The organism is Streptomyces atratus, from assembly GCF_900119365.1.
GTDB classification, from domain to species: Bacteria; Actinomycetota; Actinomycetes; order Streptomycetales; family Streptomycetaceae; genus Streptomyces; species Streptomyces atratus_B.
The window spans coordinates 200,581-213,805 of sequence record NZ_FPJO01000010.1 but is presented as its reverse complement, the minus strand read 5'-3'; the positions used below and the strand labels follow the sequence as shown (position 1 = coordinate 213,805).

At 72.7% G+C, this 13,225-nt stretch carries 12 protein-coding genes and 1 pseudogene; 6 read left to right on the top strand and 7 right to left on the bottom strand.

Translation table 11 applies throughout. The annotated features are described in order from the left end of the window. Positions 1-266: peptidoglycan-binding domain-containing protein (locus BT364_RS19295; protein WP_371268616.1), on the top strand; the 266-nt coding region annotated here is incomplete at its 5' end. A 178-nt stretch (positions 267-444) separates the two neighbouring features. Beyond that, the gene (locus tag BT364_RS19290; RefSeq protein ID WP_072486419.1) at positions 445-2,655 is read left to right on the top strand and encodes a HelD family protein; all 2,211 of its coding nucleotides are present in this window, start codon (positions 445-447) and stop codon (positions 2,653-2,655) included. 51 nt (positions 2,656-2,706) lie between these two features. On the opposite strand, the gene BT364_RS19285 is transcribed toward BT364_RS19290, so the two are convergent. Beyond that, positions 2,707-3,348: a DUF1345 domain-containing protein gene (locus BT364_RS19285; protein WP_072486418.1), complete on the bottom strand. Its 642-nt coding sequence runs from the start codon at positions 3,346-3,348 to the stop codon at positions 2,707-2,709. 136 nt (positions 3,349-3,484) lie between these two features. On the opposite strand from BT364_RS19285, the gene BT364_RS41620 reads away from it, so the two are divergent. Continuing rightward, positions 3,485-3,643, top strand: a complete 159-nt coding sequence (locus BT364_RS41620) for a hypothetical protein (RefSeq protein ID WP_177328169.1) — start codon at positions 3,485-3,487, stop codon at positions 3,641-3,643. 88 nt (positions 3,644-3,731) lie between these two features. Next, positions 3,732-4,076, top strand: a complete 345-nt coding sequence (locus BT364_RS19280; protein WP_143166516.1) for a C45 family peptidase — start codon at positions 3,732-3,734, stop codon at positions 4,074-4,076. 88 nt (positions 4,077-4,164) lie between these two features. Here the strand turns inward: BT364_RS19280 and BT364_RS19275 are convergent, their stop codons facing one another. The 4 genes and pseudogenes from BT364_RS19275 to BT364_RS19260 all read right to left on the bottom strand — a co-directional run. Further along, positions 4,165-4,389 (bottom strand): hypothetical protein, encoded by a 225-nt coding sequence (locus BT364_RS19275; protein WP_072486416.1) that lies wholly within the window; start codon positions 4,387-4,389, stop codon positions 4,165-4,167. A gap of 146 nt (positions 4,390-4,535) precedes the next feature. Further along, complete coding sequence (locus BT364_RS19270; RefSeq protein ID WP_072486415.1) at positions 4,536-5,231, bottom strand: response regulator transcription factor; 696 nt, start codon at positions 5,229-5,231, stop codon at positions 4,536-4,538. Beyond that, positions 5,203-6,441, bottom strand: a complete 1,239-nt coding sequence (locus tag BT364_RS19265; protein WP_107408261.1) for a sensor histidine kinase — start codon at positions 6,439-6,441, stop codon at positions 5,203-5,205. Before BT364_RS19265 ends, BT364_RS19270 begins: the two co-directional genes overlap by 29 nt. A gap of 62 nt (positions 6,442-6,503) precedes the next feature. After that, positions 6,504-7,043, bottom strand: a pseudogene (locus BT364_RS19260) (alpha/beta hydrolase fold domain-containing protein); the annotation flags it as partial. 92 nt (positions 7,044-7,135) lie between these two features. Here BT364_RS19260 and BT364_RS19255 point away from each other — a divergent pair. Further along, entirely contained in the window at positions 7,136-9,154 is a 2,019-nt protein-coding gene (locus BT364_RS19255; protein ID WP_072486488.1) for a DUF4139 domain-containing protein, read from the top strand. Positions 9,155-9,162: 8 nt separating this feature from the next. Then, positions 9,163-10,725: a mucoidy inhibitor MuiA family protein gene (locus tag BT364_RS19250; RefSeq protein WP_072486414.1), complete on the top strand. Its 1,563-nt coding sequence runs from the start codon at positions 9,163-9,165 to the stop codon at positions 10,723-10,725. Between the two features lie 40 nt (positions 10,726-10,765). Here the strand turns inward: BT364_RS19250 and BT364_RS19245 are convergent, their stop codons facing one another. Continuing rightward, positions 10,766-11,869, bottom strand: coding sequence for a hypothetical protein (locus BT364_RS19245; RefSeq protein WP_072486413.1), 1,104 nt, complete (start codon positions 11,867-11,869; stop codon positions 10,766-10,768). After that, positions 11,860-13,119, bottom strand: a complete 1,260-nt coding sequence (locus tag BT364_RS19240) for a hypothetical protein (protein ID WP_143166515.1) — start codon at positions 13,117-13,119, stop codon at positions 11,860-11,862. Before BT364_RS19240 ends, BT364_RS19245 begins: the two co-directional genes overlap by 10 nt. Positions 13,120-13,225 lie beyond the last annotated feature (106 nt).

The following is a 13,225-nucleotide window of genomic DNA, read 5'->3' as shown; positions in this document are numbered from 1 at the left end:
GGACGCAGAACTGGCTGCGGATCGAGTCCGGTTACACCGGCCCGATCGACGGGATCCCTGGCCCCAACACCTACGCCGCGCTCCAGCGGAACATGCGCGACTGGGGCTACACCGGACCCGCCGACGGTGCACCCGGACCCAAAACCTGGGCCGCGGTCCAACGACTGGCCGCCACACACGGCTACACCGGACCCATCGACGGCGTCATGGGACCCAACTCCTGGCGGGGCTTCAGCCGCTTCATCAACCAGGACCGCTGGGACTGAAACCCGGGGAACGGCGGCACCGACAGCACAGAAAATCCCCGGCCCGCAATTGTGGGCCGGGGATTTTCCCGGGTATATTGAGTGTTTCTGTGTGCCCACAGAAAAGGCCCTACACAGGGCCACTAAGAAACACCGTATCCGGCAGGGAGCCATTTTGTCAAATCGGGAAAGCGCCGAATTGCAGAAGGAGCAAGAATTCATCGACGGGCTCTACGACCGTGTCGACGCCCTGCGCGGAGTCGCCGCGCGAGGCGTCGAGGACGCGCTGACACCGGTCGGGACCGGCCTGCAGGCCCGTCTCGAACGCGATGTGCTCGTCGCCGAACGCTCAGGTCTGCTGGCCGCCCTGAACGCGGTGGACGGCTCGCTGTGTTTCGGCCGCATCGATCTCTCCGACGGCACCGCCCACCACATCGGGCGTATCGGAATCCGTGAGGACGACACCGCGCACACGCCTCTCCTGATCGACTGGCGTGCACCGGTCGCCCGCCCCTTCTACCTCGCCACCGGTCACACGCCCATGGGGCTGCGCCGGCGCAGACACATCACCACCGAGGGCCGCGCCGTCACCGAGCTGCACGACGAGATCCTCGACCTCCGGGACCGGGAGCGCACCGGCTTCGAGGACCCGAGCGGCGACGCCGTGCTGCTCGCGGCCCTCAACTCCGCCCGCACCGGCCGCATGGGCGACATCGTGCGGACCGTCCAGGCGGAGCAGGACCGCATCATCCGTGCCCCGCACCGCGGGATCCTCGTCGTCGAGGGCGGCCCCGGTACCGGCAAGACAGCGGTGGCGCTGCACCGGGCGGCCTTCCTGCTGTACGAGCACCGTGAGCTGCTCGCCAGGCGCGCCGTCCTGATCGTGGGCCCCAACCCCGCCTTCCTGCACTACATCGGCGAGGTGCTGCCCGCGCTCGGCGAGACCGGCGCCCTGCTCGCCACGCAGGCCGAACTCTTCCCCGGGGTCCACGCCGACGGCGCCGACACGCCCCGCGCCGCCGCCGTCAAGGGTGGTGAGCGGATGGCGGAGGCGCTCGCCCTCGCCGTCCGCGACCGACAGCGGCTGCCCGAATCCGGCGCACCGATGGTCGTCCCGCACGACGACGGGGAACTCGTACTCGACCGGGAGATCGCCCACGAGGCCCGGCAGGCGGCCCGCGACACCCGCCTGCCGCACAATCTCGCCCGCCCGTACTTCGCCTTCCGGATCATCGACGCCCTCACCTCGCAGCTCGCCGTACGGATCGGCGCCGACCCGTACGGCGGTCCCAACCTCCTCGGCCCCGACGACATCGCCCAGCTCGGCAAGAGCGTCGCGGCCGCCGAGGAGGTGCACTCCGCCATCGAGGAGCTGTGGCCGGCCCTCACCCCGGAGGGGTTCCTCACCGGCTATCTGGCCGACCCCGTGCACGTACCGGACGAGGACGCCGAAGCCATCCGGCGCGCGCCCGGCGAGGGGGCGTGGACCCCCGCGGACGTTCCGCTGCTCGACGAGGCGGCGGAACTCCTCGGGGTCGACGACAGCGCCGAACGGGCGGCGGCCGAGGCCGAGCGCCAGGAGCGGATCGCGTACGCGCAGGGCGTGCTGGAGCTTTCGAGGGGCTCGGAGACGTACGAGTTCGAGGACGAGGAGTCCGAGGTCCTGGCCGCCCACGACATCGTCGATGCCGAACGGATGGCGGAGCGGCAGGAGGAGGCCGATCACCGCACCGCGGCCGAGCGCGCCGCCGCGGACCGGTCCTGGGCGTTCGGGCACATCGTCGTCGACGAGGCGCAGGAGCTGTCGCCGATGGCGTGGCGGCTGCTGATGCGCCGCTCGCCGACGCGCTCGATGACCCTCGTCGGCGACCCGGCACAGACCTCCGAGGAGGCCGGTGTCGGCTCGTGGGAGAAGATCCTTCAGCCGTACGTCGATGACCGCTTCGAACACGTCCAACTCAAGGTCAACTACCGCACGCCCGCCGAGATCATGGAGCTGGCCGCCGGGGTCGTACGGGCCGAGGACCCTTCCTTCGAGCCACCCCGCTCGGTGCGGTCCACCGGCGAGGTGCCGTGGACGCGGCAGGCCGGGAAGGATCTGGCGGGTGCCGTGGCGCAGGCGGTCGCGGAGCTGACGCCCGAGGAGGGCCGCCTCGCGGTGATCGCGCCGCAGGCGCTCCACGAGGAGATCGCGGCACCGCTGGACGGGATCACGGCCGGTGCCGAGCCGGATCTGACCCGGCCGGTGGTACTGCTCGGCCCGCGGCAGGCCAAGGGGCTCGAATTCGACCATGTGCTGGTCGTGGAGCCCGCCGGGTTCGGGGCCGGCGACCTGTACGTGGCGCTGACCCGTGCCACGCAACGCCTGGGCATCGTCCACCGGGAGGAGCTGCCCGAGGCGCTGCGCTGACGATGTCAGGGCGCGGCACCCCCGGCGGCCCCGGCCGTGGGTGCCGCGGCATCAGCTCGTGACGATCCCGGCGACGAGATTGATCGTGGTGGCCAGGATGCCGACGCCGAACACGTAGGACAGCAGGCAGTGCCGCAGGACGACCGCGCGGATGGCGGAGCTGGAGACGCCGGTGTCGGAGACCTGGTAGGTCATCCCGAGGTTGTAGCTGAAGTAGAGGAAGTCGATGTACTTCGGCGGGTCGTGGGAGTTGAAGTCGATCCCGCCCTCGGACGGCACGTAGTAGAGGTACGCGTAACGGGTGGCGTACATCAGGTGGAGCGACGCCCAGGCCATGAACACACCGCACAGCGCCGTCGCGGCCGCCGCGTGACTCAGGTCCGAATGGCCGACCAGGAGCAGCACCACGATGCCGACCAGTCCGCACAGGGAGGCCGCGACGACGGCGAGCTCCTCGACGACGGGCCGGAACTCCTCGCGCCGGACGTTGAGATGGGTGGTGGCCGCGTCCATGGGCCACAGCACGATCCACCCCGTCGCCACGAAGAGCGTCTCGGCCGCGGCGATTCCGGCGAGGACGCCCAGCGGCCCGTTGGCCGGCACGGCGGTGACCACGCCGATCACCGCGCCGGCGACCACCGCAGCGACGAGCCGGGGCACCGCGGAGAGCGTCGGCCAGTGCTTCCTGGACATCAAGGGTGACCACCTCGATGGCTCAGTGAATCACCGTGCCCGGCCGGGACGGGTACGTCCACGCTATCCGCGCCCGCACCGGGGTGCAGCCCGGAGCAGGCGCGGCTAGCCTGCCCGAAAGGATCGTTTCCACTCGGTGACGGAGCTGTCCGGGTGGAGCGACTACGACCTGGAGAACCAGGGCCGGCTGACCGAGCCGATGGTCTACGACCCCGAGTCGGACCACTACGTCCCGATCAGCTGGAAGGACGCGTTCGAGGTGGTCGGCCGTGCTCCGCGCGCCCTACGTGCGTAGGGCAGATTGCTGGCTCGCGGCCGGCACGACTTCGTCGGCATCACCGAGGACGGCATCCTCGGCAAGATCGGCGTCAACAGTGTTCTCGATGCAGCCCAAACACGACACGCCGGTGCGCACCAACCACTTCCTGACGCCGGTCCCTGCGGCCGACGAGAAGAGCTGGCTCTACCAGCCCGACTCGGGCGAGCGCTACGACTTCGTGCGCGCGTCTCGCGAAGGCACAGCCGCCGGCCACGCCCGACGAGCTCGTGGGCCAGGGGACGGCGAGCCTCCGGTGGCCTGCCTGCCCGATCCCGACAAGCCGCTCGGTCGGCGCCGGGCGAGCCTCGCGGCGGTCGCTCTCGAACCGGCGACGCGCACCGCCCGGGTCCTCGACGGCACGCCCGCCGACATCGGCTCGCGCGACCGGCGCGTCCTCACCGCCGGCTGAGCCCGGCACGGCCCGCCCATGACCTGTATGGGCGGGCCGTGCCGGTCCTGTGGAGAGCCCCGCCGGGTCCGCCGACCCGTTGCGCGGCTCACCTGATGCACGAGGTGGTCCTGCTGACCCACTGGGCCAGGGTGATCTGCGTAGTCGGGGCGGTCCGGTCCGACCCGCGACGGGGGGACGTGTGGCTGCGGCCGGCCACGCAGGCCCGGGTGTTGCGGCCCTGCCCGTGGGCAAGGGCGTCGCGCAGCAGGATCAGGTGTGCGGGAACAGTCTTCTCGCCGGACGGCTGGGTCGGGCAGTGGGCTTCGGTCATGGCGAAACCTCCGTTCATGGTCCCACCATCGCCCCGCGACACCCCCCGGCACATCGTCCCCGCACAGTGATTCCCGACTACCACGGATGCGGTATCCGGTCCGCCGGACTACTGCCGGGACCGGCTCCGGACCCCCGCGCCGACCGTCACGCGGGCACCTCGGGGGTGCTCGGCTCGCCCGTCGCGGTGACCAGTCCGCACTGATAGGCGACGACCACGAGCTGGGCGCGGTCCCGGGCCGCCAGCTTGGTCATCGCCCGGTTGACGTGGGTCTTCGCGGTGAGCGGGCTGACGAACAGGCGATCGGCGATCTCCTCGTTGGACAGGCCCAACGCGGCGAGGATCGTGACGTCGCGCTCCCGCGGCGTCAGGCACTCCAGCCGCTCGTGCACGGCCACCGGGCACGGGTTCGGCTGGGCCAGGAACCTCGTGATCAGCGCTCGCGTCGCCGTCGGGGACAGCAGCGCCTCGCCGCCCGCGACCGTGCGGACGGCGTCGAGGAGCTCCTCGGGCCGCGCACCCTTGCCGAGGAAGCCGCTGGCCCCCGCACGCAGCGCCTCGGCGACGTGCTCGTCGTCCTCGAAGGTGGTCAGGATGAGCACCTTCACGCCCGCGAGGTCCTCGGACTCGCTGATGAGCCGGGTCGCCTCCAGGCCGTCCATCTCCGGCATGCGGATGTCCATCAGGACGATGTCCGGGTGCTGTGTGCCGGCCAGCTCGACCGCCTCGCGACCGTTGGAGGCCTCGGCCACGGTCTCCATGTCGTCCGTGGCGTCGAACAGCATTCTGAAGGTGCCCCGCAGCAGGGCCTGGTCATCTGCAAGCAGTACACGAATCGTCATGCCCGTCTCTCCGATCCCGTGCCGGGCCAGGGCGGCCGGTGCGCAGCGGAAGTTCGGCCGTCACGGTGAATCCGCCCTCGGGGCGTGGTCCCGCGTGCAGCCTGCCCCCGATCGTGGCAGCCCGCTCACGCATGCCGATCAGCCCGTGACCGGCCCCGGGGCGAGGACGGTGCGGTCCGGCGGACCCGTCGTCCTCGACGGTGATCGTAAGCCGCTCCCGGTGGTAGTGCAGGCACAGCCGGGCGTGATCGGCGCCGGCGTGCTTGCGCACATTGGTCAGTGACTCCTGCACGATGCGGTACGCGGCCAGATCGACCGCCGGATCCAGCGGTTCGGTGTCGCCGCACCGGGTGTGGCTCACGGCCAGCCCGGCGCGTTCGAACGATGCCAGCAGGTCCGGCACCTGTGCCAGGCCCGGCATCGGGTCGCGGGGCGCCACCGGGTCGTCGGACTGCCGGAGCAGGCCCACGGTGACCCGCAGCTCGTCCAGCGCGGAGCGGCTGGTGTCCCGGATGTCCTCCAGCGCGGTGAGGATCTGTTCCGGCCGCTGGTCCACCAGATGGACGGCGACGCCCGCCTGCGCGTTGATCAGGGCGATGTGGTGCGCGACGATGTCGTGCAGTTCGCGTGCGATCCGGACGCGTTCGGCCGCCACCCGCTGGCGTGCCTCCTGCTCGCGGGTGTGCTCCGCGTGCTCCGCCCGTTCCTCCACGGCCACCACATAGGCGCGGCGTGAGCGCACCCCGTCCCCGATCGCGGCCGGCAACGCCGTCCAGGCCACCATCGCGACCGTGTCCGGTTCCAGCCAGGTCTGCGGGGTGAATATGGCGGCGGTGCTCGCCAGGACGGAGGCCGAGGCAACTGCCGAGGTCCAGGCGGTACGCCGGTCGGTCCGCACGGCCACGTTGTAGACGGCCACCAGGACCGGGCTCACCACCAGCGGGCTGTCCCGGACCCCGATCAGTTGGAAGGTCACTCCGCAGGCGACGGTGACGGCCAGTACGCCGAACGGGTGGTGGCGCCGCCGCACGAGCGCACCGCAGCCGACGGCGGCCACCAGCACCGCGGGCCAGCGCAGCAGGAACTGGTGCTTGTGCGGTTCGATCGAGGCGGCCACGACCGACAGCACGAACAGCACGGCAGCGCCCGTCCCGTCCGCCGCGCGGATCCGGGCCAGCGCTCCGGGCCTCCAACCGTTGATCACCGCCATCCCTCCACCGTAGGGGCGGCGGACGAATCGGGCATCGTCGCGCCGTGGCGGGAGCGGGCCCGCTACGTGTGCCGTCCATCGGCCCCGGCTCCGGGACGGTTGCCCGTGCCGGACTGCGCGAGGAGGCGCCGGCGCCAGCGGGTACGGGCCTCGCGTGCGTCCCGGCTGAGGGCCGCCCGGGGTGCCAGGCCGTCGAAGCCGTGGCAGGCGCCGGGCCATACATGCAGTTCGGCCTGGCCGCCCGCCTGCCAGATGGCGTCGGCATAGGCCACGTCCTCGTCCCGGAACATCTCGGCCGACCCGACCTCGACATAGGCCGGGGGCAGTCCGGAAAGGTCCGTGGCGCGGGCCGGAGCCGCGTAGGGCGGCAGGTCCGCGGCGCCGTGGCGGTCACCCAGCAGTGCCTGCCAGGCGGTGGTGTTGGAGGTGAGGTCCCATACGCCCAGGCCCGTCATCTGGTGGCTGGAGAAGGTGCTGCCGCGGTCGTCGAGCATCGGGCACAGCAGGAGCCTGAGACCCATGCGACGTACCCAACCACACCGTCGGGCGCGACAACCCCCGTACCGCAGCACCGCGTTGCCACCGGCCGTGCGGGCCCGGACGCCATCCTCCCGGACCTCCTGACGCGAGGCGGAGGCGCAGACCGCCCCGGGCGTAAGCTTCGCTCAGCATGGACACGACGGGGGCGGAGCACATGACGGCTGAGCCGGTACAGAGGTGGGGATCGACCCTCGATTCGGTCGTGGTGTACGCGCAGGGCGCGCTCTGCCGGCGCCTGGCCCGGGGCAGGGTGTCGCCCGACGGCCGGGTGCGGGTGACGGGACTGCCCCGTTCGCTGGACCCGGACTCGCTGCGGGCCCGTGTCCTGGGCGCCCCCGGCGTGCGCGTCGGCGAGGTCCGGGTGGAGGTCGAGGCCGAGCCACTCGGCGCGGGCACGCCCGACGGGTTGCGCCACGAGTTCGAGCGGCTGCGCGACGAGTGCGCGGCGGCGGAGGGACGCCGGGACCGGCAGCTGAGCCTGATCGAGGAGATCAGGGCTCTCCACCCCGTCCCGCCCGCCCGCAGGCGCGACGACCCGCACCGCCGCACCCCCGTCGACGCATGGCTGGAACTCGCCGACTTCGTCGAGGAACGGCTGGCGGGACTGCACAAGCGCCTCATCGAGCTGGAGGAGGCGCTGCGCAACGCCGAGCACGAGCTCACCGTCGCCGCCGACCGGCTCGACCGGGCCTCCACCGACGCCCCGTCGGCGCACGTGGAGGCCACGGTCCGCGCGGTCCTGTCCCTGGACGGCGCCGGTGATGCAGAGCTGGAGCTGGAGCTGGAGCTGGAATACGGGGTGCCGGGCGCCGTCTGGGTGCCGGCCTACCGCCTCACCCACCGTCAGGGCGACGACAGCGGCCGTCTGGTGCTGCGCGCCTCGGTCGCCCAGCGGACCGGCGAGGACTGGACCGGCGTGCGCATCTCCCTGGCCACCGCGGATCTCCGGCGCCGCACCGACCTGCCGAGGCTCCGCTCGATCCGGATCGGACGCAGTCAGCCCGCCCCCGCGCCTTCCGGCTGGCGCGAGCCCCCGGCCGGGCTCGTCGGCCTGTTCTCCGGGTACGACGCGGCAGGCCCTGCCCCGGCCTCCGTGCCCATCGCCGTCGGAGCCGGCTCCGCGTCCGGTCCCCTTCCGCCACCGCCGCCTCCCCCGCCGTCGGCACCGCGGGGCTACGGCGCCGCGCCGGCCGCCGAGCCGGTGCCCAGCGGCGGATACGGGGCTCCCCCTGGGGCCTTCGGCGGCGGGATGCCCTTCGCGGGTGCCCCCGCTCCCATGGCGCCCGCGGCTCCCGGCCGGGCCGCGCCGCCTCCTCCCCCGGCACCGGTGACCGGTCCGCCGCAGCCGAGCGGCGCCGAGCTCGACTATGCCGCCCTCGTCCTGTGCGGCCCCGACGAGCAGGGCGGTCGCAGGGGCCGGCTGTTTCCCGGCTCCGCCTTCGACCCGGTGGCGACCGAGTACCGCCGCCGCGCCGAGGCGGTGGCCGCGCTGCCGTTGCCCGGACATGCTGTGCGTCCCCGCGAGTCGGCGGGTTCCTTCGACCACCGCTTCGATGCCACCGCCCGCGCCGACATTCCGTCGGACGGCACCTGGCACACCGTCACCGTCGGCGAGATCCCGGTCGGACTGCGTACCGAGTACCTCTGTGTGCCGTCCGTGGAGCAGACCGTCTACGCGACGCTGGTGCTCTCCAACGCCACCGGCCAGGCGCTGCTGGCCGGCCCGGTGGAGGTCACCGTCGACGACGACTACCTGCTGACCGCCGCACTGCCCACGCTCGCCCCCGGCGGTGTGCGCCGGATGGGGCTCGGGCCGGCCGAGGGCATCCGGGTCACCCGCCGTACGAACCTGCACGAGTCGACCTCGGGCCTGCGCAACAACACCACCGTGCTCGACCACCGCGTCCACGTGGAGCTGGCCAATGGGCTCGCGAGGCCCGTCGCCATGGAGGTCCTGGAGCGGGTGCCGGTCACCTCCGATCCGGACGTCCGGATCGAGGAACGGGCCGACTGGACGACGCCGGAGGAGGGCGCCGGGCCCGATCGGCATGCGCCGGGCACCCGTGTCTGGCGACTGGACCTGCCCGCAGGAGCCACTGCCGCCCTCGACGGCGGCTACGAGATCCGCATCCCGACCGGCAAGGCCCTGGTCGGCGGCAACCGCAGGAGCTGACACACGCCATGTCCACGGCCCCCAAGCCGATCGCCCTCCCCGTCACCGCCGTCACATGTCTCGAGGATCGCGCCCAGGTCGAGCGCGCCGTCGTGCTCGACCTGGAGGCCGGGGTCCAGCGGCTGCGTCTCGGGCCGGTCAGCGCACTGGCCGTCGACCGGACCCTCCGTGCCGAGCTGACCGCCGATCACCCCGCGACCGTTCTCGACGTGCGGATCGTCCGCAGCTGGACGCCGCGCGCCCCGCAGCGGTCCACCGACGACGACTCCGCCCTGCGCCGGCGCGTACACGCCCTCGAGGAGGAGCAGCCGGCCCTGGAACAGCGACGTGACCGGCTGCGGGCCCGCCTCGGCCTGCTCGGCCGCCTCGCCGCCGATCTGCTGCGGGAGATCGGCGAGGGCGCCGGCTCCGGGGAGACCGAACGGCCCCGCTGGGCCCGGGAACTGGACCGGGTGGACGCCGAGCGCGACGCGCACGGCGAGCAACTCCGCACCGTGGAGGCCCGGCTGACCGCCCTCGCCGCCGAACTCGGGGAAGCCCAGCGGGTCCTGCGGCTCGCCGAGGAGGAGCCCGCCGAGCTGGTCGGCCATGTCGAGCTGACCGTGGAGGCCGCGGCCGCCGGGCCGGTCGGGCTGCGCCTGAGCCACCTCACCCCGTGTGCGCTGTGGCGGCCCGCCTACCGGGCCGTGCTCGACGGGGACTCGCTGACGCTGGAGACCGACGCGATGGTCTGGCAGCGCACCGGCGAGGACTGGTCGGACGTACGGCTGACCCTGTCGACGGCCCGCTCGGCGCCGGCCACCGATCCGCCGCGGCTGGGCGAGGACCGGCTGACGCTCAAGGACCGCTCCGCGGCGGAGCGCCGCACGGTCGACGTCGAGCTGCGCGAGGAGGAGATCGGGGCCCTCGGCCCGGCCCCGGTGCTCGGCCTGCCGGGGGTGGACGACGGCGGCGAGGCACGGGTGCTGAGATCGCCCGCGCCGGTCTCGGTGCCCGCTGACGGCCGCGCCCACCGGGTGCGGCTCTCCGCGTTCACCACGGCCGCGCTCAGTGAGTACGCCTGCTCACCGGAGCTGTCGCCGCTGGTCACCCAGGTGGTGCGGTTCGACAACCTGTCGGGCCACGCGCTGCTCGCCGGTCCCGTGGATCTGGTCCGGGGCGGCGGATTCAGCGGCCGGGGCACACTGGACTTCACCGCCCCCGGCGCCCCCGTCGAGCTGGCCTTCGGCAGCTGCGACGACCACCGGGTGGTCCGGCAGGCCGAGGAGTCCCGCGACACCGCCGCCCTCACCCAGCGGACCGTGGTCACCCGCACGGTGCGGCTGCACCTGTCCCGGTTCTCCGCCCCCGGGGAGCGCGGCGAGCGGGTCGTCGTCCTGCGGGAGCGGATACCGGTCTCCGAGGTCTCGGCGGTGGAGATACGGCTGCGCAAGGACGCGTGCTCCCCGGCGCCCGACGCGGTCGACGCCGAGGGCATCGTCCGCTGGGACGTGCCTCTGCCGCCCGGCGGTTTCCGCACCGTCACCCTGGTCTACGAGCTGTCGGCGAGCGCCAGGGTCACCGGGCTCTGAGGCCGGTGACCGGGGCGACGGCCCCACACCCGGGACGGCCTCACGGGCTGACCGGGGCGGAGCACCCACGGGCTTTCGCCGAGCGCTCGGCGAAAGCCTTCAGTACGGCACGTTCGTACGCAAGGTCCGCGTCACTGCTCGGGGGCCTGCGGCTCTCCCCCTTCCCATTCGCAGGGTCCAAGGTGAACAGGGCCCGGCCACCCACGCACTTGGCCGTCGTCCAGCTCGTCCGGCCGTCGCGGTCGCGGTGGTGCGCGGGTGTGTCGCTGTTCGGTACGTCCTCGTAGAACCCCTCCTCGTAGCCGCGCAACCGCTCCTGCGCATAGGGGCCGTAGTCCGCTTCGAGTACGTAGCGTGTCCTGCGGTCGGCGTCGCCGATCCGGCACGTCTCGTGCGGCGCTCCCCCGCGGGCGGTCTCGGTGGCGATCGTCACGCCGCGTGCGGCGGGAATGCCGGCGCAGGTTCCGTCGGCCGTGCCGAGCGGCTCGTACTCGTCCTCGTGCACCGACAGGCCGAGGCTGCTGACGGGATTCCCGAGCCTGGCCCCGCAGTGCCGGGCCTTCGAGACCCTGGCCGCGGTGGAGGTGGCGATCCTGGCGAACTCCGGTCGTACAGCCGGGTCGTCCACGGACTTGTCGAGGGTGGTCTCGACGGTGACGGACAGGCTGTCGGCGCTGTTTCCCCCGGCGCATTCGAGGACCAGGCTCGTGATCGCCTTCTCGTCCGCGTCGGCCTCGAAGGGGTCGCTCGCTCCGAAACGGTCGGGGACCGCTCCGAAGAGTCCCGTCCATCCGTGGCCGACCGGTACGGCGAGCACACTCGACGACCCCAGAGGCAGGGAGTCCTGGTTCCGTCCGACGTGGGTGGTGTCCAGGACGCTGATCTCGGCAGTGCCGCCGTCCTGGACGTGCACCTCGCAGCCCACCAGGCCCGGACCGCTCGTCCCGTCCTCGACCTCGACGGCTCCCGGACCGAGGACGTCTCGCACCACGTTCCGGTCGAGCAGGCCGTCGCAGGCTCCGTCGAGCGCCGCATCGTCGCTCCAGCGCTGGAAGTCGCCGTGCACCAGGAGATACCCGGCCACGGCGACGGCCGCGGCGACCACGGCCGCGACCGCCCGCAGGACGATCCGCCTCACCGCCATCCCTCCACCTCTCCGAGAATCTGGGTGCTGTGGCACCCCTGCTGTCCGGGCCAGCCGTCGGGGTCGGCGAGGTAGCTGTCCATCAGCTTACGGGCGTCCTTGGAGAACCTGGTCCGCTCCGCCTCGCTGAGCGTGCGCGAGCTGATGGTGCGGGTCTCCGTGCGGACGGTGACCCGGTGGTACGTCGCGCCCGCGGCGCACTCCGACCGTGCCCACAGGGCGAGTTCGTGCGGCTTCAAGTCGCGGATGACCTTTGTGCGCTCCCCTTCGCGGGAGCCGAAGCTGTCGCCGGTGCGGTAGTACTGGCCGTTGGCGGACTCACCGAGCGGCCCGGCCCAACTCGCCGCCGAGACATCGACGACCGCGCCGTCGGGCGGTGTCGGATCGGTGTCCATCGAGTCCTTGCGGTCCAGAATGGTGGCGTCACAGACGCTCAGCAGCCGTGAGTCCTGCAGATCGCCCGCGACGGTCCACCTGCCGGGAAAACCCGCGCGCTCGCCGAGCCCCCGGCACTTCTTCACACCCAGGCCCGGCGGGTCGATCTTCTCGACCTTCGTGTCGCCACCGTCCGCGTCCGTGGTGACACGGGTCTCGTACGTCCCGACGACCCGGGTGGGCATCTTCAGGGGCGAGCCACCGCACTTCTGAGCGGCGGTGATCCCGTTGGCGACCTGGACGGCGGTACGGAAGTCGGCGAGGTACTCGGCCTGCTCGCCCTTGCCGGGCACGGGCAGATCGACATCTGCCGTCACATACATCCCGGACACCTCACGGACCCGTCCCTCCAGCCCGCCGGGGCACTCCGCCACCACCCATGTCCGCCCGCGCTTGTCCACCCGGCCGGTGACTCCGGGCGCCTCGTACCCCTCGTCGTCACCGCCGGGCAGGATGTCCTCGGCCCGCACCGTCATCGGTATCCGGGAGACGAGCGCGACGGCCCGGACCCGCACCGACCCATGCCCCGGCCAGGCGACGGAGCAGTTCACCAGGGAGCGGCTCTCCTCATCTGGATCGAGCACGGTGCCGTACTGGCTCACCACGCCCGCCACGTCGTCGGGCACGAGGCCCCGCAGCTCCTCGTACGGCAGCAGTCCCGCACAGGCACGCTTCAACTGCGCCCGGTTCGCCGCCGAATGACCACTGCCGTCCGACCGGTCGGCACCGGAGAGGAAAACCGCCCCGGTGACCACCAGCACGAGCGGCACCCCTATGAACAGCGGCTTGCGCAACCATGACGGCACCCGGTCCACGGAGCCCCCTCCCCCAGTCCCACTGCCAGGATCGACCGATCCGGCGGATCAAGGCCCGGAACCTATCAGAGCCGTGGTTTCCCATGACCACCGGTCGGCGTCCGGC

Coding starts and splice junctions, on each gene's coding strand:
- BT364_RS19270 (WP_072486415.1), bottom strand. CDS start 5,231: ATGACGATTCGTGTACTGCTTGCAGATGACCAGGCCCTGCTGCGGGGC.
- BT364_RS19265 (WP_107408261.1), bottom strand. CDS start 6,441: ATGGCGGTGATCAACGGTTGGAGGCCCGGAGCGCTGGCCCGGATCCGC.
- BT364_RS19285 (WP_072486418.1), bottom strand. CDS start 3,348: ATGTCCAGGAAGCACTGGCCGACGCTCTCCGCGGTGCCCCGGCTCGTC.
- BT364_RS19255 (WP_072486488.1), top strand. CDS start 7,136: ATGACGGCTGAGCCGGTACAGAGGTGGGGATCGACCCTCGATTCGGTC.
- BT364_RS19280 (WP_143166516.1), top strand. CDS start 3,732: ATGCAGCCCAAACACGACACGCCGGTGCGCACCAACCACTTCCTGACG.
- BT364_RS19275 (WP_072486416.1), bottom strand. CDS start 4,389: ATGACCGAAGCCCACTGCCCGACCCAGCCGTCCGGCGAGAAGACTGTT.
- BT364_RS19245 (WP_072486413.1), bottom strand. CDS start 11,869: ATGGCGGTGAGGCGGATCGTCCTGCGGGCGGTCGCGGCCGTGGTCGCC.
- BT364_RS19250 (WP_072486414.1), top strand. CDS start 9,163: ATGTCCACGGCCCCCAAGCCGATCGCCCTCCCCGTCACCGCCGTCACA.